Origin of the sequence: Citrobacter sp. CK181 (assembly GCF_030333595.1) — a bacterium.
GTDB classification, from domain to species: domain Bacteria; phylum Pseudomonadota; class Gammaproteobacteria; order Enterobacterales; family Enterobacteriaceae; genus Citrobacter_B; species Citrobacter_B koseri.
In genome coordinates this window covers 449,230-468,174 of sequence record NZ_JAOWFN010000006.1, presented here as the reverse complement: position 1 = coordinate 468,174, position 18,945 = coordinate 449,230, and the positions used below count along the sequence as shown (strand labels likewise).

Below are 18,945 nucleotides of genomic sequence, written 5' to 3'. Positions count from 1 at the left end.
GGCATTGACGCCGGCATCCTGAAAAAAGGGGACGATTCTAGCGATGCTTAGCGTAGTTGTCAGTCGTCCATATCAGAAAAGTTTTTACGTGTTTTTACCTGTGCCATGCTTTCCAGAATGCGGTGATAATTTTCGAAACGGGTTTCTGCAATTTTACCGTCTTCTACCGCTTCACGGATGGCGCAACCTGGGTCGGTATCATGCTTGCAGTCGCGATATTTGCAATGGCCCAGGTAGTCATGAAATTCGACAAATCCGTGGGTGATTTGTTCCGGTTCGAGATGCCAGAGGCCAAATTCGCGTACCCCAGGGGAGTCAATCACATCGCCGCCGTGCGGGAAGTGATACAGGCGCGCGGCGGTCGTGGTGTGCTGCCCCAGACCGGAGTTATCCGACACATCATTGGTGAGAATCGCTTCCTGTAGGCCCAGAAGGGCGTTCAACAGGCTCGATTTTCCAACGCCAGACTGCCCGGCAAAGATGCTGATACGGCCGGTTAGCGCCTCTTCTAATGGTTTGAGGCCATCTTGCGTATGGCTGGATACCATCAACACGCGATAGCCGATGCCGCGATAGATATCCATCTGCTCGTTAACGAAGTCCATCCCTTCGTCATCCAGCAGATCGATTTTATTGAGCACGATAATCGGTTCAACCTGCAACGTTTCGCAGGCCACCAGATAGCGGTCGATAATATTGAGCGACAGCTCCGGCAAAATGGCGGAGACAATGACGATTTGGTTGATATTGGCGGCAATAGGCTTCACGCCGTCGTAGAAATCCGGGCGCGTTAGCACGGAGGTGCGTTCGTGTACGGCTTCGACGATCCCTTTGACGTTGACGCCTTCAGCCGCCGCTTTACCCGGACGCCAGACGACGCGATCGCCGGTGACCAGCGAACGGATCGTGCGACGGATGTTGCAGCGGTGAATCTCGCCATTGGCAGATTCTACGTCGGCATGCATGCCAAAGCGGCTGATGACGATACCTTCAGCGGTCTCGCCGAACAGGTTGTCATCGAAGTCTGCCTTCTCCGTGGACGTTTTTAGACGACGCTGATGATTGGCTTTCACGCGGCGCTGTTGGCCTTTGGAGAGTTTATTTTTACTCAATCGTACTGGCTCCTGGTCGCCCGCAATGGGCAAAACATCTATGATACACGCTATTTTAGATGAATATAGTCACACTGACTGTGACCTCTGAAGGGTGGAAAATAGCATGAGTGCCAATGAAAACAACCTCATTTGGATAGATCTTGAGATGACCGGCCTGGATCCCGAGCGCGATCGCATTATTGAGATCGCGACGCTGGTGACCGATGCCAACCTGAATATCCTGGCGGAAGGGCCGACGATTGCGGTGCATCAGTCTGCTGAACAGCTGGCGTTAATGGATGACTGGAACGTGCGTACCCATACCGGAAGTGGTCTGGTGGATCGGGTAAAAGCCAGCACGTTTGACGATCGCGCCGCAGAACTGGCGACCATTGAATTTTTAAAAGAGTGGGTTCCGGCAGGTAAATCACCGATTTGTGGCAACAGCATCGGCCAGGATCGCCGTTTTCTGTTTAAGTACATGCCTGAACTGGAAGCCTATTTCCACTATCGCTATCTGGATGTGAGTACGCTGAAAGAGCTGGCGCGTCGCTGGAAGCCGGAAATCCTTGCCGGTTTTACCAAGCAGGGGACGCACCAGGCAATGGATGATATTCGCGAGTCGGTGGCGGAGCTGGCTTATTACCGCGAGAATTTTATTAAGCTGTAAACGGCGTATTTGCCGGATGGCGAAGCGAAGCGTCTTATCCGGCTTACGATTTGCCTGCCGGGTGTGCTTGCGGCGGGGTGAATTTGGCGCTAAATTGTACGCTTTGCTGATAAATTCAACACTCAGAACGAAAACGGAAAAAATTGCGTTTTAGGGGGTTGCAGCAGAAAGGATTTCTCGTATAATGCGCCTCCCGTAACGACGCAGAAATGCGAATTACGACAGCAACAAATTTAATCACAGAATTTCAGATAACAGTCTGAAAAACGAAGATTAAGCGGGAATAGCTCAGTTGGTAGAGCACGACCTTGCCAAGGTCGGGGTCGCGAGTTCGAGTCTCGTTTCCCGCTCCAAAATTTGAAAGCAACACCAGATACCCAATCGCAGGATTTCAGGCAACGGTCTGAAAGACGAAGATTAAGCGGGAATAGCTCAGTTGGTAGAGCACGACCTTGCCAAGGTCGGGGTCGCGAGTTCGAGTCTCGTTTCCCGCTCCAAAATTTGAAAGTATCAGCAGATACGCACCACCCAATCGCAGGATTTCAGGCAGCGGCCTGGAAGACGAAGATTAAGCGGGAATAGCTCAGTTGGTAGAGCACGACCTTGCCAAGGTCGGGGTCGCGAGTTCGAGTCTCGTTTCCCGCTCCAAATTCTTATCTCCATAAAATTATCCACAGCGTATTTTCACGTTGGGGACCTTTTATTTTGCCTCTGAAACACTCTTGTAAACAGACTTATCCACAGGTCCAGGCATTATTCCTGGAATACAAAAAACTTCGCCTGGTGAATAGTAACTTTGTAACTTATTGAAATTGATAAATTAATTATCATTTCGAAATGTTAATGCGATCACTTGACGATTTTTTCCCTCTTGAATCGCAATGTCTTTTTATTTTTATACACAAGCTGTGGATGACTCAGGCGTCGCGCGGCAGCCCCTTTTCAATGACCCTGACCAGGCGTTGTTTCTTCGGTAATTGCACCTCCACCACGCAGGCATTTCGCTTCTCAATTTGCTGCGCAATCGCCCATTCTATGTGTTCATCGAGAAGTGGGTGCTCACCCCGGCGACTTTCCAGGGCGGTAATCACGGCGTTATCCCAGGGCGCATTGCCTAACGCGACGGCAATATTTCGCAGCCAGCGTAAGTGACCAATGCGGCGAATCGCCGATCCTTCCGTAACTTTTAAAAACCAGGCTTCGCTCCAGCCAAACAGTTCAATCAGCTCTGGCGCGTGAAGATGCTTGCGGGGACTGAAATCTTCTTCATCGGTCAGTTGCGAGTAGCGGTTCCACGGGCAGATAAGCTGACAATCGTCGCAGCCGTAAATCCGGTTGCCCATTAATGGCCGAAGCGCTTCTGGTATCGCCCCCTCCAGCTCAATCGTGAGATAGGAGATGCAGCGGCGCGCATCCACCGTGTAGGGCTCGACGATTGCGCCGGTCGGGCAGATGGTCAGACAGGCAACGCATTTCCCGCAGCCTTCTTCAACTGGCGTATCAATGGGGAGAGGCAAATCAATTAACAATTCCCCCAGGAAAAAGAACGAACCGGCTTCGCGGCTAAGGATTAGTGAGTGCTTACCTGTCCAGCCAAGCCCGGCTTTTTCAGCCAGCGGACGTTCCAGAATGGGCGCAGAATCGACAAACGGTCTAAAATTCAGCGAAACGCAGTGCTGCTGAATCCTCTCGCCGAGTTTTTTGAGACGGTTACGTAACAGCTTATGGTAGTCACGACCCAGCGCATAACGGCTGACGTAGCCCAGAGAGGGATTTTTTAGGGTACTGGCGAAAGCGGCATTGGCAGGCAGATAATTCATGCGCACACTGATGACGCGCAGCGTGCCGGGCAATAATTCGTGAGGACGGGCGCGCATCATTCCGTGGCGAGCCATCCAGTCCATTTCGCCGTGGTATTGTTTATCCAGCCATGCCTGTAATTTGGGTTCGCTGGCGCTGAGATCGGTATCGGTAATACCGACCTGCTGAAAGCCCAGTTCCAGCCCCCACTGTTTAATATTTTGCGCTAACTGATTGAGATCGAGGGGCTCTGACATGACGGACCATACAATGAAGAAAAACCCCGCAAGTATACCACACTCCATCTGGCCCGCCGATGAGATCAAACGGGCGGAACGCGAGGCGGCGGACAGCTTAGGGCTGACGCTGTATGAGCTGATGCTGCGGGCGGGGGAAGCCGCATTTCAGGTTGCACGTGACGCATACCCCGATTCACGGCGCTGGCTGGTGCTTTGCGGTCACGGTAATAATGGCGGCGACGGCTACGTGGTGGCGAGGCTGGCGAAAGCCGCAGGTATTGAGGTGACGCTACTGGCGCAGGAGAGCGATAAGCCGCTTCCTGAAGAGGCGGCGCAGGCGCGCGAGGCGTGGCTCAATGCCGGGGGCGTCATTCATGCGTCGGATATCATCTGGCCGGATCATATTGATGTGATTATTGACGCCCTGCTGGGGACCGGCCTGACGCAGGCTCCGCGCACCTCCCTCTCTACGCTTATTGAACGAGCGAACAGCCATCCAGCGCCGGTGGTGGCTATTGATATCCCTTCCGGTTTGCTGGCGCAAACGGGCGCCACGCCTGGAGCGGTGATGAATGCCGCGCATACCGTTACCTTCGTTGCGCTGAAACCCGGTTTACTGACGGGCAAAGCGCGGGATGTCGTGGGAGCGCTGCACTTTGACGCGCTGGGGCTGGAAAGCTGGCTGGCAGGACAAGAGGTTCGTATCCAGCGCTTTGCGGCTTCGCAACTTTCCCACTGGCTGACGCCACGCCGCCCGACGTCGCATAAAGGCGATCATGGTCGGCTGGTCATTATTGGCGGCGACCACGGGACGGCGGGAGCGATACGTATGACCGGCGAAGCGGCGCTGCGTGCCGGAGCGGGATTAGTGCGGGTGCTGACGCGCAGCGAAAATATCGCGCCGTTGCTGACCGCCCGTCCCGAACTGATGGTGCATGAACTGACGCCTCAATCTCTTGATGACAGTCTGCAATGGGCGGACGTGGTGGTGATAGGCCCCGGGCTCGGACAGCAGGAATGGGGTAAAAAAGCGCTACAGAAAGCTGAGAATTTTCGCAAACCGATGCTCTGGGATGCGGATGCGCTGAACCTGCTGGCAATCAATCCCGATAAACGTCACAATCGCGTGATCACGCCGCATCCGGGGGAAGCCGCGCGGCTACTGGGTTGTTCTGTCGCAGAAATTGAAAGTGATCGCTTACTTTCAGCACGTCGTCTGGTAAAACGGTATGGTGGCGTGGCGGTGCTGAAAGGTGCGGGAACGGTCGTCGCCGCCCAATCGCATGCGTTGGGCATTATTGATGCCGGTAACGCCGGGATGGCCAGCGGTGGAATGGGCGATGTGCTTTCCGGCATTATTGGCGCATTGCTTGGACAGAAGTTTTCCCCGTATGATGCAGCGTGTGCGGGATGTGTTGCCCACGGTGCGGCGGCGGATGTTTTAGCGGCGCGTTATGGCGCCCGTGGCATGCTGGCAACCGATCTCTTTTCTACGCTACAGCGTATTGTTAACCCTGATGTGATTGACGTAAACCATGATGAATCGAGTAATTCCGCTACCTGACGAGCAGGCGACTTTAGACCTGGGACTACGCGTAGCGAAAGCCTGTGACGGTGCGACCGTCATCTATTTGTACGGCGACCTGGGGGCGGGGAAAACCACCTTCAGCCGGGGATTTCTACAGGCGTTGGGCCACAAAGGTAATGTGAAAAGCCCGACCTACACGCTGGTTGAACCCTATACGCTCGATAACTTAATGGTGTATCACTTCGATTTATACCGACTTGCGGACCCTGAGGAGCTGGAATTTATGGGGATCCGTGATTATTTTGCCAACGATGCCATTTGCCTGGTGGAATGGCCGCAACAAGGTAAAGGTGTACTGCCTGACCCGGATGTCGAAATACACATAGATTACCAGGCGCAAGGTCGTGAGGCGCGCATTAGTGCTGTCTCCTCATCAGGTGATTTGTTGCTGGCGCGTTTGGCCGGTTAACCTTAAGGGTGGCGGGATGATTTATCGCATCAGAAATTGGGTGGTGGCAACTCTGGTCCTGCTGTGCGCGCAGGCGGGGGCCGCCAGCCTCTCCGATATTCAGGTATCTAACGGCGATCGGCAGGCGCGGATTACGTTCAGTTTTATCGGCGATCCTGATTACGCGTTTTCGCAAGAAGGTAAACGTACCGTCGCGCTGGATATCAAACAGACCGGCGTGATTCAGGGACTGCCGTTGCAGTTTAGCGGCAACAACCTGGTAAAAGCGATTCGCTCCGGTACGGCGAAAGACGCGCAGTCGCTGCGGTTGGTTGTCGATCTGACGGAGAACGGTAAAACCGAGGCCGTGAAACGACAGAACGGCGGTAACTATACCGTGGTCTTTACCATCAACGCCGATACGCCTCCGCCGCCACCTCCACCGCCTGTCGTCGCAAAACGCGTTGAGACGCCGGTGGTCGCTCCGCGTCCGACTGAACCTGCGCGAAATCCGTTTAAAACAAACCAGGATCGCGCTACCGCTGTCACCAGCAGCAATACGGTAACGCGCCCGGCAGCGCGGGCGACATCCAGTAACGGCGACAAAGTGGTGATTGCCATTGATGCCGGTCACGGCGGACAAGACCCCGGCGCTATTGGCCCCGGCGGGACGCGGGAGAAAAACGTGACGATTGCTATCGCCCGTAAGCTGCGCACGCTGTTGAATAACGATCCGATGTTCAAAGGCGTATTGACCCGCGACGGGGATTATTTCATCTCCGTGATGGGGCGCTCCGACGTGGCGCGTAAGCAGAACGCCAATTTCCTCGTCTCCATTCATGCGGATGCCGCGCCAAACCGTAACGCGACGGGCGCCTCGGTATGGGTGCTGTCAAACCGTCGCGCCAACAGCGAAATGGCGAACTGGCTGGAAGAACATGAGAAGCAGTCTGAGCTACTGGGCGGCGCGGGCGATGTGCTGGCGAACAGTCAGGCTGACCCCTACTTAAGCCAGGCGGTGCTGGATTTGCAATTCGGTCATTCCCAGCGCGTAGGGTATGATGTGGCGACAAACATGTTAGGTCAGTTGCAGCGCATTGGTTCGTTGCATAAGCGTCGCCCTGAACACGCCAGCCTCGGCGTGTTGCGTTCCCCGGATATCCCCTCGGTGCTGGTTGAAACGGGCTTTATCAGCAACAGCGGCGAAGAACGTTTGCTGGCAAGCGATGCTTATCAGCAGCAGCTGGCAGAGGCGATTTACCAAGGGTTGCGTAACTACTTCCAGGCGCATCCGGTGCAATCCGGGCCGCAGAGCGCTCCGGCGCAAACGGCCAGCGCGGTGTCGCCGGGCGAGTCGTTGATTAACTAAGGATTTTACATGCCGATTCAGGTTCTACCGCCGCAACTGGCGAACCAAATTGCCGCAGGTGAGGTGGTAGAGCGACCTGCGTCGGTTGTGAAAGAGCTGGTGGAAAACAGCCTTGATGCAGGGGCGACGCGGATCGATATTGATATCGAACGCGGCGGCGCAAAGCTTATTCGTATTCGCGATAATGGCTGCGGAATTAAAAAAGACGAGCTGGCGCTGGCGCTGGCTCGCCATGCCACCAGTAAAATCGCCTCGCTTGACGATCTCGAAGCGATTATCAGCCTCGGATTTCGTGGCGAAGCGCTGGCAAGTATCAGCTCGGTTTCGCGTTTAACCCTCACGTCACGTACCGCGGAACAGGCGGAAGCCTGGCAGGCCTATGCCGAAGGGCGTGATATGGACGTGACGGTAAAACCGGCGGCGCATCCGGTCGGCACCACGCTGGAGGTGCTGGACTTGTTCTACAACACGCCGGCACGGCGCAAGTTTATGCGCACCGAGAAAACCGAGTTCAACCACATTGACGAAATTATCCGCCGCATTGCGCTGGCGCGCTTCGACGTCACCCTTAATTTGTCGCACAACGGTAAAATGGTGCGCCAGTACCGTGCGGTTGCGCAGGACGGGCAGAAGGAACGTCGATTAGGCGCGATTTGCGGCGCACCGTTTCTGGAACAGGCGCTGGCGATTGAATGGCAGCACGGCGATCTGACGCTGCGCGGCTGGGTGGCCGACCCCCACCATACCACGGCGGCGCTGGCGGAAATCCAGTACTGCTACGTGAACGGCCGCATGATGCGCGACCGGTTAATCAATCATGCGATTCGTCAGGCCTGTGAAGACAAACTGGGCGGCGATCGGCAACCGGCATTTGTGCTGTATCTGGAGATTGACCCGCATCAGGTGGATGTGAACGTGCATCCGGCGAAACATGAGGTGCGTTTCCACCAGTCGCGGCTGGTGCATGATTTCATCTATCAGGGCGTATTGAGCGTGCTACAGCAGCAGCTTGATGCGCCGTTGTCGCTGGCGGAAGAAGATCCTGCGCCGCGTCATATCCCGGAAAACCGCGTGGCGGCCGGGCGTAATCATTTCGCTGAACCGGCCTCTGCGCGGGAACCCGCCGCGCCGCGCTATTCCACGTCGTCAGGGGCAACCGGCGGACGTCAGCCTGCTGCCAGTTGGCCGCATGCCCAGCCGGGCTACCAGAAACAGCAGGGCGAAGTGTACCGCCAGCTGTTACAGACGCCCGCTCCGCGACAACCGGCGCTTGCACCGGAAGCAGAAACGGCAGCGCCGTCGCTGGCAGGGCATAGCCAGAGTTTCGGTCGCGTGCTGACCATTGTCGGCGCGGATTGCGCATTGCTTGAGCGTGACGGCAATATCCACCTGCTGGCGCTGCCCGTGGCGGAACGCTGGCTGCGTCAGGCCCAACTGACGCCGGGGCAGACGCCGGTCTGCGCCCAGCCGTTGTTGATTCCGCTGCGCTTAAAAGTGTCGGCGGAGGAGAAATCCGCGCTGGAAAAAGCGCAAACACCACTGACGGATCTGGGGATTGAATTCCAGTCAGATGCGCAGCATGTGACCATTCGTGCAGTGCCTTTACCCTTACGCCAACAAAATTTACAAATCTTGATTCCTGAACTGATAGGCTACCTCGCGCAGCAGTCAGCGTTTGACGCGGGCAATATTGCACAATGGATTGCGCGGAATTTGATGAGTGAACATCCGCAGTGGACGATGGCGCAGGCCATTACGCTGTTGGCTGATGTAGAGCGGTTATGTCCGCAGCTCGTGAAGGCGCCGCCGGGTGGTCTGTTACAACCTGTTGATTTACATTCGGTGATGAACGCCCTGAAACATGAGTGATGTAAGTAAGGTGAGCCTGCCAAAGGCGATTTTTTTGATGGGGCCGACGGCCTCCGGCAAGACAGCGTTAGCAATTGAATTGCGTAAAGTTTTGCCTGTAGAGTTGATAAGCGTTGATTCCGCCCTTATTTATCGGGGGATGGACATCGGTACGGCGAAGCCGACAGCTTCAGAGTTAAAGGCCGCTCCGCACCGATTGCTGGATATTCTCGATCCGGCGCAAGCGTACTCAGCAGCGGATTTTCGTCGCGATGCGTTAGCGGAAATGGCGGAGATTACTGCGGCGGGGCGTATTCCGCTGTTAGTGGGCGGCACCATGTTGTATTTCAAGGCGTTGCTGGAGGGACTTTCGCCCTTACCGTCGGCGGAACCCGAAATCAGAGCCCGAATTGAGCAACAGGCGGCAGAGCAGGGATGGGATGCGTTGCACCGACAGCTTCAGGATATTGATCCGGTCGCTGCCGCACGGATTCATCCAAATGATCCGCAAAGACTTTCCCGGGCACTGGAAGTTTTTTTCATTTCGGGTAAAACTTTAACGGAACTGACGCAAACGTCAGGAGACGCTCTACCGTATCAGGTGCATCAGTTCGCCATCGCCCCGGCGAGCCGTGAACTGCTCCATCAGCGAATTGAGCAGCGTTTTCATCAGATGTTGGCTTCAGGTTTTGAAGCAGAAGTTCGGGCGCTTTTTGCCCGTGGAGATTTGCATACGGACTTGCCTTCCATTCGTTGTGTGGGATACCGCCAGATGTGGTCATACATTGAAGGCGAAATTTCATATGATGAAATGGTTTATAGAGGTGTTTGCGCCACGAGGCAGTTGGCGAAGCGTCAGGTAACCTGGTTGCGTGGTTGGGAAGGAGTACGCTGGCTTGACAGTGAAAAGCCTGACCAGGCGCGAAACGAAGTATTGCAGGTTGTTGGTGCTATCGCGAACTGAATGTGTACAATTGAGACGTATCGTGCGCAATTTTTCAGAATCGAAAGGTTCAAAGTACAAATAAGCATATAAGGAAAAGAGAGAATGGCTAAGGGGCAATCTTTACAAGATCCGTTCCTGAACGCACTGCGTCGGGAACGTGTTCCAGTTTCTATTTATTTGGTGAATGGTATTAAGCTGCAAGGTCAAATCGAGTCTTTTGATCAATTCGTGATCCTGTTGAAAAACACGGTCAGCCAGATGGTTTACAAGCACGCGATTTCTACTGTTGTCCCGTCTCGCCCGGTTTCTCATCACAGTAACAATGCCGGTGGCGGCACCAGCAGTAACTACCATCACGGTAGCAGCGCGCAGGGTACTTCTGCGCAACAGGACAGCGAAGAAACCGAATAAGGTTTTGGCTGTTTTACACACGGGGAGCCAGGGAACCTGCGTTCCCCGCTGATATATATCGAGGGGTTGACGCTTGTTTGACCGTTATGATGCCGGTGAGCAGGCGGTACTGGTACACATCTATTTTTCGCAAGACAAAGATATGGAAGACCTCCAGGAGTTTGAGTCTCTGGTCTCTTCCGCCGGTGTCGAAGCAATGCAGGTGATTACCGGTAGCCGTAAAGCACCGCACCCGAAGTACTTTGTAGGTGAAGGTAAGGCAGTTGAAATTGCGGAAGCCGTGAAAGCGTCTAACGCTGCGGTCGTGCTTTTCGATCATGCTTTAAGCCCGGCCCAGGAGCGTAACCTGGAACGTTTGTGTGAATGTCGCGTGATCGACAGAACCGGTCTTATTTTAGATATTTTTGCTCAGCGTGCACGTACCCACGAAGGTAAGTTGCAGGTTGAACTGGCGCAACTGCGTCATCTGGCCACGCGTCTGGTTCGTGGCTGGACCCACCTTGAAAGGCAGAAAGGCGGGATTGGTTTGCGCGGTCCGGGTGAAACCCAGCTCGAAACCGACCGTCGTTTGCTGCGTAATCGTATTGTACAAATACAGTCGCGCCTGGAGAAAGTTGAGAAGCAACGTGAGCAGGGGCGGCAGTCGCGTATAAAAGCGGATGTCCCGACGGTCTCGCTGGTGGGATATACCAACGCCGGTAAATCCACCCTTTTCAATCAGATTACTGAAGCCAGGGTGTATGCCGCAGACCAACTGTTTGCGACCCTAGACCCGACGCTGCGCCGTATCGATGTCGCAGATGTGGGGGAAACCGTACTGGCGGATACCGTAGGGTTTATCCGTCATTTACCACACGATCTGGTGGCGGCGTTTAAAGCGACCTTGCAGGAAACCCGGCAGGCCACGCTCTTGTTACACGTTGTTGATGCCGCTGATGTGCGCGTACAGGAAAACATCGACGCAGTGGATACGGTTCTCGAAGAGATCGACGCTCACGAGATCCCAACCCTGATGGTGATGAACAAGATCGATATGCTGGACGATTTTGAACCGCGTATCGACAGGGATGAAGAGAACAAACCAATCCGTGTCTGGCTTTCCGCGCAAACAGGGGTTGGGATACCACAGCTTTTTCAGGCTTTGACGGAGCGGCTTTCCGGCGAGGTGGCGCAGCATACGTTGCGTTTGCCGCCGCAGGAAGGGCGTCTGAGAAGCCGGTTTTACCAACTTCAGGCAATAGAAAAAGAGTGGATGGAGGAGGACGGCAGCGTAAGTTTGCAGGTTCGCATGCCGATTGTCGACTGGCGTCGCCTCTGTAAACAAGAACCGGCGTTGATCGACTATGTGATCTAATGGCGGCTCGTCTGGAGCATGGAGTAATTTCGCCTTATCCCTCTCGTCGAAAGACAACGGGGATCACCGCATAACAAATATGGAGCACAAACATGGCGTGGAATCAGCCCGGTAATAACGGACAAGACCGCGACCCGTGGGGAAGCAGCAAACCTGGCGGCAACTCTGAGGGAAATGGAAACAAAGGTGGTCGCGATCAGGGGCCACCTGATCTTGATGATATCTTCCGCAAACTGAGTAAAAAGCTCGGTGGTCTGGGTGGCGGTAAAGGTACAGGCTCTGGCGGTGGTAGTTCATCGCAGGGGCCGCGCCCGCATATCGGAGGTCGTGTCGTTACCATCGCAGCGGCAGCGATCGTCATTATCTGGGCTGCCAGCGGTTTCTACACCATCAAAGAAGCGGAACGCGGCGTGGTGACACGCTTCGGTAAATTCAGCCACCTGGTTGAGCCGGGTCTGAACTGGAAGCCGACGTTTATCGATGAAGTCACTCCGGTAAACGTGGAAGCGGTTCGCGAACTGGCGGCGTCCGGTGTGATGCTGACTTCTGATGAAAACGTTGTGCGCGTTGAGATGAACGTGCAGTACCGTGTGACCGATCCGCAGCGTTATCTGTTCAGCGTGACCAGCGCGGATGACAGTCTGCGTCAGGCGACCGACAGCGCCCTGCGTGGGGTTATCGGTAAATACACGATGGACCGCATTCTGACGGAAGGTCGTACCGTTATTCGTAGCGATACCCAGCGTGAACTGGAAGAGACCATTCGTCCGTACAACATGGGTATTACCCTGCTGGACGTCAACTTCCAGGCAGCGCGTCCGCCGGAAGAGGTAAAAGCGGCGTTTGACGATGCTATCGCGGCGCGTGAGAACGAACAGCAATACATCCGTGAAGCGGAAGCGTACACCAACGAAGTTCAGCCGCGTGCGAACGGTCAGGCGCAGCGTATTCTTGAAGAAGCGCGTGCATACAGAACCCAAACCATCCTGGAAGCGCAGGGTGAAGTGGCTCGCTTCGCTAAAATTCTGCCGGAATATAAAGCCGCACCAGAGATTACTCGCGAGCGTCTGTATATCGAGACGATGGAAAAAGTGTTGAGCCATACGCGTAAAGTTCTGGTCAACGACAAAGGTGGCAATCTGATGGTTCTGCCATTGGATCAGATGCTGAAAGGCGCTAACGCGCCTGCGGCAAAAGACAGCACGGCTAACAATCTGCTGCGTCTGCCGCCGGCCTCATCGTCCAGCACGAGCGGAGCAAGCAATACCTCGTCCACCAGTCAGGGCGATATTATGGACCAACGCCGCGCTAACGCGCAGCGTAACGACTACCAGCGTCAGGGGGAATAACGATGCGTAAGTCAGTTATTGCGATTATCATCATCGTGCTGGTAGTGCTGTACATGTCTGTCTTTGTTGTCAAAGAAGGCGAGCGCGGAATTACGCTGCGTTTCGGTAAAGTTCTGCGTGACGATGAAAACAAACCGCTGGTTTATGAGCCGGGCCTGCACTTTAAGATCCCGTTCATTGAGTCGGTGAAAACGCTTGATGCGCGTATCCAGACGATGGACAACCAGGCCGATCGCTTTGTAACCAAAGAGAAAAAAGACCTGATCGTTGACTCCTACATCAAATGGCGCATCAGCGATTTCAGCCGTTACTACCTGGCGACAGGCGGCGGCGATGTTTCTCAGGCCGAAGTGCTGCTGAAACGTAAGTTCTCTGACCGTTTGCGCTCTGAGATTGGTCGTCTGGATGTGAAAGACATCGTGACCGATTCCCGTGGCCGTTTAACGCTGGAAGTGCGTGACGCGCTGAACTCCGGTTCTGCGGGAACGGAAGATGAAGTGGCGACTCCGGCGGCGGATAGCGCGATTGCCGAAGCGGCTGAACGCGTTGCGGCAGAAACCAATGGCAAAGTGCCGGTGATCAACCCGAACAGTATGGCGGCGTTAGGTATCGAAGTGGTGGATGTGCGTATCAAGCAGATCAACCTGCCGACCGAGGTATCCGAGGCGATTTACAACCGTATGCGCGCCGAGCGTGAAGCGGTAGCCCGTCGTCACCGTTCACAGGGTCAGGAAGAAGCGGAGAAACTGCGCGCGACCGCCGACTATGAAGTGACCAGAACGCTGGCGGAAGCCGAGCGTCAGGGCCGCATTTCGCGTGGTGAAGGTGATGCCGAAGCCGCGAAACTGTTTGCCGATGCCTTCAGTCAGGACCCGGACTTCTACGCCTTTATCCGTAGCCTGCGTGCTTACGAGAAGAGCTTCGAAGGCAATCAGGACGTGATGATCATGAGCCCGGACAGCGATTTCTTCCGTTACATGAAGACACCGAATACGGCAACACGTTAAAATCGTATCAACGGTTTTAGATGAACAAAACCACCGGCATCCTCAGGGAGGCGGTGGTTTTCTTTTTATATAAGGACGATGGATGAATTCAACTATCTGGCTGGCGCTTGCCCTCGTTTTGGTGCTGGAAGGTTTAGGCCCGATGCTGTATCCCCGCGCCTGGAAGAAAATGATCTCTGCCATGACGCAACTGCCGGAAAATGTTTTACGTCGTTTTGGCGGCGGTCTTGTGGTTGCCGGAGTTGTTGTCTACTACATGTTGAGGAAAACGATTGGCTGATCAAAAAGTAGTCGTATTTGCCGATCTTGGCATGCAAAAAGTGCTGTATATCTGAAAAAGCGATGGTAGAATCCATTTTTAAGCAAACGGTGATTTTGAAAAATGGGTAACAACGTCGTCGTACTGGGCACCCAATGGGGTGACGAAGGTAAAGGAAAGATCGTCGATCTTCTGACTGAACGGGCTAAATATGTTGTACGCTACCAGGGCGGTCACAACGCAGGCCATACTCTCGTAATCAACGGTGAAAAAACCGTCCTCCATCTTATTCCATCAGGTATTCTTCGTGAGAATGTTACCAGCATCATCGGTAACGGCGTTGTGCTGTCTCCGGCTGCGCTGATGAAAGAGATGAAAGGACTGGAAGACCGTGGTATCCCTGTCCGTGAGCGCCTGCTGCTGTCTGAAGCCTGTCCGCTGATCCTTGATTATCACGTTGCGCTGGATAACGCGCGTGAGAAAGCGCGTGGCGCGAAAGCGATCGGCACCACCGGTCGTGGTATCGGCCCGGCTTATGAAGACAAAGTGGCTCGTCGCGGTCTGCGCGTTGGCGATCTGTTCGATAAAGCTACCTTCGCTGTAAAACTGAAAGAAGTGATGGAATATCACAACTTCCAGCTGGTGAACTTCTACAAAGAGGAAGCTGTTGACTACCAGAAAGTGCTGGATGATGTGATGGCAATTGCCGACATCCTGACCTCTATGGTTGTTGATGTTTCCGATCTGCTGGACCAGGCGCGTAAGCGTGGCGATTTCGTCATGTTCGAAGGCGCGCAGGGTACGCTGCTGGATATCGACCACGGTACTTATCCGTACGTTACCTCCTCTAACACCACTGCGGGTGGTGTAGCGACCGGTTCTGGCCTGGGGCCGCGTTATGTGGACTACGTTCTGGGTATCATCAAAGCTTACTCCACTCGCGTGGGTGCGGGTCCGTTCCCGACTGAGCTGTTTGATGACACCGGCGAGTTCCTGTGCAAGCAGGGTAACGAATACGGCGCCACCACCGGTCGTCGTCGTCGTACCGGCTGGCTGGACTCCGTTGCTGTGCGCCGTGCGGTGCAGATCAACTCCCTGTCTGGCTTCTGCCTGACCAAACTGGACGTGCTGGACGGCCTGGAAGAGGTGAAAATCTGCGTGGCTTACCGTATGCCGGATGGCCGTGAAGTAACCACCACACCGCTGGCAGCGGATGACTGGGAAGGCATCGAGCCGATCTACGAAACCATGCCGGGTTGGTCTGAGTCCACCTTTGGCGTGAAGGATCGCAGCGGCCTGCCGCAGGCGGCGCTGAACTACATCAAACGTATCGAAGAACTGACCGGCGTGCCGATTGATATTATTTCTACCGGCCCGGACCGTACTGAAACGATGATTCTGCGTGACCCGTTTGACGCATAATTTGGGGTCATGGCGCAGTGCCTGATGGTGCTGCGCTTATCAGACCTGTTCACACTGTAGGCCGGATAAGGCGCTTTTCGCCGCCATCCGGCTTAATACAGCGTAAGATCCTCGCTTTTTTCCTTCCCGAACTGAAATAAATTAGCGACCTGGCTGGTGGCTGGTTTATCATCAATGTAATTAATACAACCTGGTTTATCCCGTTTTCCCCTTTTCCTGAGGTTGATGTGCAGTTAACGAGTTTCACCGATTACGGATTACGTGCGCTAATCTATATGGCGTCGCTACCCGAAGGACGTATGACCAGTATTTCTGAGGTGACAGAAGTCTACGGCGTGTCCCGTAATCATATGGTCAAAATAATCAATCAACTTAGCCGGGCGGGCTTCGTTACTGCTATTCGAGGAAAAAATGGCGGTATCCGCCTGGGTAAACCGGCTAATGTTATTGTTATCGGTGATGTGGTTCGTGAGCTGGAACCTTTATCTCTGGTAAATTGCAGCAGCGAATTTTGCCACATTACTCCTGCCTGCCGACTCAAGCAGGCACTTTCGAAGGCCGTGCAAAGTTTTCTCAAGGAACTGGATAACTACACGCTTGCCGATTTGGTTGAAGAGAATCAACCGCTTTATAAATTATTGCTGGTGGAGTGACGAAAATCTTCATCAGAGCTGACAACGGAGGAACCGCCATGTCACAAGATCCTTTCCTGGAACGTGAAGCTGAAAAATACGCTAACCCTATCCCGAGCCGGGAATTTATCCTCGAACATTTAACAAAACGTGAAAAACCAGCCAACCGCGATGAATTGGCTGTGGAACTGAATATTGAAGGTGAAGAGCAGCAGGAAGCCCTGCGCCGCCGTCTGCGCGCGATGGAACGCGACGGACAGCTGGTCTTTACCCGCCGCCAGTGCTATGCGCTGCCGGAACGCCTCGACCTGCTGAAAGGTACCGTTATCGGCCACCGTGATGGCTACGGCTTTTTGCGTGTCGAAGGACGTAAAGATGACCTGTATCTCTCCAGTGAGCAGATGAAAACCTGCATTCATGGCGATCAGGTACTGGCGCAGCCGCTGGGGGCCGATCGTAAAGGCCGCCGCGAAGCGCGTATCGTGCGCGTTCTGGTGCCGAAAACCAGCCAGATTGTCGGTCGTTACTTTACCGATGCGGGCGTGGGCTTTGTGGTGCCGGACGATAGCCGTCTGAGCTTCGACATCCTGATCCCGCCTGAAGAGGTGATGGGCGCGCGCATGGGCTTTGTGGTGGTGGTGGAACTCACCCAGCGCCCGACCCGCCGCACTAAAGCAGTCGGTAAAATCGTTGAGGTTCTCGGCGATAACATGGGCACTGGCATGGCTGTCGATATGGCGCTGCGCACCCATGAAATTCCTTATATCTGGCCGCAGGCGGTAGAACAGCAGATCGCCGGCCTGAAAGAAGAGGTGCCGGAAGAGGCGAAAGCAGGCCGTGTGGATCTGCGCGACTTACCGCTGGTGACGATTGATGGCGAAGACGCCCGTGACTTTGACGATGCGGTTTACTGTGAGAAGAAACGCGGTGGCGGCTGGCGCCTGTGGGTGGCTATCGCTGACGTAAGTTATTACGTGCGTCCGCCAACGCCGCTGGATCGCGAAGCGCGCAACCGTGGGACGTCGGTCTATTTCCCGTCGCAGGTTGTGCCGATGCTGCCGGAAGTGCTCTCCAATGGCCTGTGCTCGCTGAACCCGCAGGTTGACCGCCTGTGTATGGTCTGCGAAATGACCGTTTCATCAAAAGGGCGTTTAACCGGCTATAAATTCTACGAAGCGGTGATGAGTTCCCATGCGCGCCTGACGTATACCAAAGTCTGGCATATGCTACAGGGCGACCAGGACCTGCGTGAGCAGTATGCGCCGCTGGTCAGGCACATCGAAGAGCTGCATAACCTCTACAAAGTGCTGGATAACGCCCGCGAAGAGCGTGGCGGCATCTCATTTGAAAGCGAAGAAGCGAAGTTTATCTTCAATGCTGAACGTCGCATTGAACGTATCGAGCAGACGCAGCGTAATGACGCGCACAAGCTGATCGAAGAATGCATGATTCTGGCGAATATCTCGGCGGCGCGATTCGTTGAGAAAGCCAAAGAGCCTGCGCTGTTCCGTATCCACGACAAGCCGAGCACCGAGGCGATAACCTCCTTCCGTTCCGTTCTGGCGGAGCTGGGGCTGGAATTGCCGGGCGGCAATAAGCCGGAACCGCGTGATTATGCGGAGCTGCTGGAGTCGATTGCCGACAGGCCTGACGCGGAAATGCTGCAAACTATGCTGCTGCGCTCAATGAAACAGGCAATTTACGATCCAGAAAACCGTGGCCACTTTGGTCTGGCATTGCAGTCTTACGCGCACTTTACCTCACCGATCCGCCGTTATCCTGACCTGTCGCTGCACCGCGCCATTAAGTATCTGCTGGCGCATGAGCAAGGGCATAAGGGCAACACGACGGAAACGGGCGGCTACCACTATTCGATGGAAGAGATGCTGCAACTGGGCCAGCACTGTTCTATGACCGAGCGCCGTGCTGACGAAGCCACGCGCGACGTCTCTGACTGGCTGAAGTGTGACTTCATGCTGGATCAGGTGGGGAACGTCTTTAAAGGGGTGATTTCCAGCGTAACCGGGTTCGGCTTCTTTGTTCGTCTGGATGAGCTGTTTATTGATGGTCTGGTACACGTCTCTTCGCTGGACAACGATTACTACCGTTTCGATCAGGTAGGGCAGCGTCTGATGGGGGAATCCAGCGGCCAGACCTACCGTCTGGGCGACCGCGTGGAAGTCCGCGTCGAAGCGGTCAATATGGATGAGCGTAAAATTGACTTTAGCCTGATCTCCAGCGAACGCGCCCCGCGCAACGTCGGTAAAACCGCGCGTGAGAAAGCGAAAAGAGGCGAAACGGCTAAAAATGCCGGTAAGCGTCGTCAGGTGGGCAAAAAGGTGAATTTCGAACCGGATAGCGCCTTCCGCGGCGAGAAAGCGAAAGGTAAGGCGAAGAAAGAGAAGAAAGCCAAAAATCCATCGGCAAAGACGCAGAAAATCGCTGCCGCGACAAAAGCGAAGCGCGCGGCGAAGAAAAAGTCAGCTGAGTAATTTCCCCCTCTCCCCCTGCGTGGAGAGGGCGTTTGTACTGTAGACCGGGCTGGCATCGCGCCGCCCGGCAAAATTGA

At 54.7% G+C, this 18,945-nt stretch carries 16 protein-coding genes and 3 tRNA genes; 17 read left to right on the top strand and 2 right to left on the bottom strand.

Features of this window, described 5'->3' with window-relative positions:
* Window positions 1-59: 59 nt before the first annotated feature.
* A complete protein-coding gene (gene rsgA / locus OGW17_RS02705; protein ID WP_058668459.1) occupies window positions 60-1,112 on the bottom strand; it encodes a small ribosomal subunit biogenesis GTPase RsgA in 1,053 nt (350 codons plus the stop codon).
* Window positions 1,113-1,218: 106 nt separating this feature from the next.
* On the opposite strand from rsgA, the gene orn reads away from it, so the two are divergent.
* The 4 genes from orn (at window position 1,219) to OGW17_RS02685 (ending at window position 2,412) form a co-directional block, all read left to right on the top strand.
* Window positions 1,219-1,764, top strand: a complete 546-nt coding sequence (gene orn, locus OGW17_RS02700) for an oligoribonuclease (RefSeq protein WP_049011514.1) — start codon at window positions 1,219-1,221, stop codon at window positions 1,762-1,764.
* A 277-nt stretch (window positions 1,765-2,041) separates the two neighbouring features.
* Window positions 2,042-2,117: transfer RNA gene (locus OGW17_RS02695), tRNA-Gly, on the top strand.
* A 68-nt stretch (window positions 2,118-2,185) separates the two neighbouring features.
* Window positions 2,186-2,261: transfer RNA gene (locus OGW17_RS02690), tRNA-Gly, on the top strand.
* Between the two features lie 75 nt (window positions 2,262-2,336).
* Window positions 2,337-2,412 (top strand) — tRNA-Gly (locus OGW17_RS02685).
* A gap of 269 nt (window positions 2,413-2,681) precedes the next feature.
* Here the strand turns inward: OGW17_RS02685 and queG are convergent.
* Window positions 2,682-3,821 carry a tRNA epoxyqueuosine(34) reductase QueG gene (gene queG / locus OGW17_RS02680; RefSeq protein ID WP_071257332.1) on the bottom strand — a complete coding sequence of 380 codons (1,140 nt, stop codon included), beginning with the start codon at window positions 3,819-3,821 and terminating at the stop codon, window positions 2,682-2,684.
* On the opposite strand from queG, the gene nnr reads away from it, so the two are divergent.
* The 13 genes from nnr (at window position 3,820) to rnr (ending at window position 18,868) form a co-directional block, all read left to right on the top strand.
* Window positions 3,820-5,367, top strand: coding sequence for a bifunctional ADP-dependent NAD(P)H-hydrate dehydratase/NAD(P)H-hydrate epimerase (nnr, locus tag OGW17_RS02675; RefSeq protein WP_071257334.1), 1,548 nt, complete (start codon window positions 3,820-3,822; stop codon window positions 5,365-5,367). The two genes, queG and nnr, sit on opposite strands and share 2 nt — an antisense overlap.
* Window positions 5,339-5,800: a tRNA (adenosine(37)-N6)-threonylcarbamoyltransferase complex ATPase subunit type 1 TsaE gene (gene tsaE / locus OGW17_RS02670; protein WP_012134443.1), complete on the top strand. Its 462-nt coding sequence runs from the start codon at window positions 5,339-5,341 to the stop codon at window positions 5,798-5,800. Before nnr ends, tsaE begins: the two co-directional genes overlap by 29 nt.
* A gap of 16 nt (window positions 5,801-5,816) precedes the next feature.
* A complete protein-coding gene (gene amiB, locus OGW17_RS02665) occupies window positions 5,817-7,148 on the top strand; it encodes an N-acetylmuramoyl-L-alanine amidase AmiB (RefSeq protein ID WP_071257336.1) in 1,332 nt (443 codons plus the stop codon).
* 9 nt (window positions 7,149-7,157) lie between these two features.
* Window positions 7,158-9,017, top strand: a complete 1,860-nt coding sequence (gene mutL, locus OGW17_RS02660; RefSeq protein ID WP_058668462.1) for a DNA mismatch repair endonuclease MutL — start codon at window positions 7,158-7,160, stop codon at window positions 9,015-9,017.
* Entirely contained in the window at window positions 9,010-9,960 is a 951-nt protein-coding gene (gene miaA / locus OGW17_RS02655) for a tRNA (adenosine(37)-N6)-dimethylallyltransferase MiaA (protein WP_071257338.1), read from the top strand. The genes mutL and miaA overlap by 8 nt, the downstream gene beginning before the upstream one ends.
* 84 nt (window positions 9,961-10,044) lie before the next feature.
* A complete protein-coding gene (gene hfq, locus OGW17_RS02650) occupies window positions 10,045-10,353 on the top strand; it encodes an RNA chaperone Hfq (protein ID WP_012134439.1) in 309 nt (102 codons plus the stop codon).
* Between the two features lie 73 nt (window positions 10,354-10,426).
* Window positions 10,427-11,707: a ribosome rescue GTPase HflX gene (gene hflX / locus OGW17_RS02645; RefSeq protein ID WP_047459460.1), complete on the top strand. Its 1,281-nt coding sequence runs from the start codon at window positions 10,427-10,429 to the stop codon at window positions 11,705-11,707.
* 92 nt (window positions 11,708-11,799) lie between these two features.
* Window positions 11,800-13,056, top strand: coding sequence for an FtsH protease activity modulator HflK (gene hflK / locus OGW17_RS02640; RefSeq protein WP_047459458.1), 1,257 nt, complete (start codon window positions 11,800-11,802; stop codon window positions 13,054-13,056).
* Window positions 13,057-13,058: 2 nt separating this feature from the next.
* Window positions 13,059-14,063 carry a protease modulator HflC gene (gene hflC / locus OGW17_RS02635; RefSeq protein WP_012134436.1) on the top strand — a complete coding sequence of 335 codons (1,005 nt, stop codon included), beginning with the start codon at window positions 13,059-13,061 and terminating at the stop codon, window positions 14,061-14,063.
* 82 nt (window positions 14,064-14,145) lie between these two features.
* The gene (locus tag OGW17_RS02630; protein WP_024130795.1) at window positions 14,146-14,343 is read left to right on the top strand and encodes a DUF2065 domain-containing protein; all 198 of its coding nucleotides are present in this window, start codon (window positions 14,146-14,148) and stop codon (window positions 14,341-14,343) included.
* Between the two features lie 102 nt (window positions 14,344-14,445).
* On the top strand, window positions 14,446-15,744 hold the full coding sequence (gene purA, locus OGW17_RS02625) for an adenylosuccinate synthase (RefSeq protein WP_071257340.1): 1,299 nt from the start codon (window positions 14,446-14,448) through the stop codon (window positions 15,742-15,744).
* A 227-nt stretch (window positions 15,745-15,971) separates the two neighbouring features.
* Entirely contained in the window at window positions 15,972-16,397 is a 426-nt protein-coding gene (gene nsrR / locus OGW17_RS02620) for a nitric oxide-sensing transcriptional repressor NsrR (RefSeq protein ID WP_024130794.1), read from the top strand.
* Between the two features lie 38 nt (window positions 16,398-16,435).
* Window positions 16,436-18,868 carry a ribonuclease R gene (rnr, locus tag OGW17_RS02615; protein ID WP_047459451.1) on the top strand — a complete coding sequence of 811 codons (2,433 nt, stop codon included), beginning with the start codon at window positions 16,436-16,438 and terminating at the stop codon, window positions 18,866-18,868.
* Window positions 18,869-18,945 lie beyond the last annotated feature (77 nt).

Coding starts and splice junctions, on each gene's coding strand:
- orn (WP_049011514.1), top strand. CDS start 1,219: ATGAGTGCCAATGAAAACAACCTCATTTGGATAGATCTTGAGATGACC.
- nnr (WP_071257334.1), top strand. CDS start 3,820: ATGACGGACCATACAATGAAGAAAAACCCCGCAAGTATACCACACTCC.
- queG (WP_071257332.1), bottom strand. CDS start 3,821: ATGTCAGAGCCCCTCGATCTCAATCAGTTAGCGCAAAATATTAAACAG.
- tsaE (WP_012134443.1), top strand. CDS start 5,339: ATGATGAATCGAGTAATTCCGCTACCTGACGAGCAGGCGACTTTAGAC.
- amiB (WP_071257336.1), top strand. CDS start 5,817: ATGATTTATCGCATCAGAAATTGGGTGGTGGCAACTCTGGTCCTGCTG.
- mutL (WP_058668462.1), top strand. CDS start 7,158: ATGCCGATTCAGGTTCTACCGCCGCAACTGGCGAACCAAATTGCCGCA.
- miaA (WP_071257338.1), top strand. CDS start 9,010: ATGAGTGATGTAAGTAAGGTGAGCCTGCCAAAGGCGATTTTTTTGATG.
- hfq (WP_012134439.1), top strand. CDS start 10,045: ATGGCTAAGGGGCAATCTTTACAAGATCCGTTCCTGAACGCACTGCGT.
- hflK (WP_047459458.1), top strand. CDS start 11,800: ATGGCGTGGAATCAGCCCGGTAATAACGGACAAGACCGCGACCCGTGG.
- hflC (WP_012134436.1), top strand. CDS start 13,059: ATGCGTAAGTCAGTTATTGCGATTATCATCATCGTGCTGGTAGTGCTG.
- OGW17_RS02630 (WP_024130795.1), top strand. CDS start 14,146: ATGAATTCAACTATCTGGCTGGCGCTTGCCCTCGTTTTGGTGCTGGAA.
- purA (WP_071257340.1), top strand. CDS start 14,446: ATGGGTAACAACGTCGTCGTACTGGGCACCCAATGGGGTGACGAAGGT.
- rnr (WP_047459451.1), top strand. CDS start 16,436: ATGTCACAAGATCCTTTCCTGGAACGTGAAGCTGAAAAATACGCTAAC.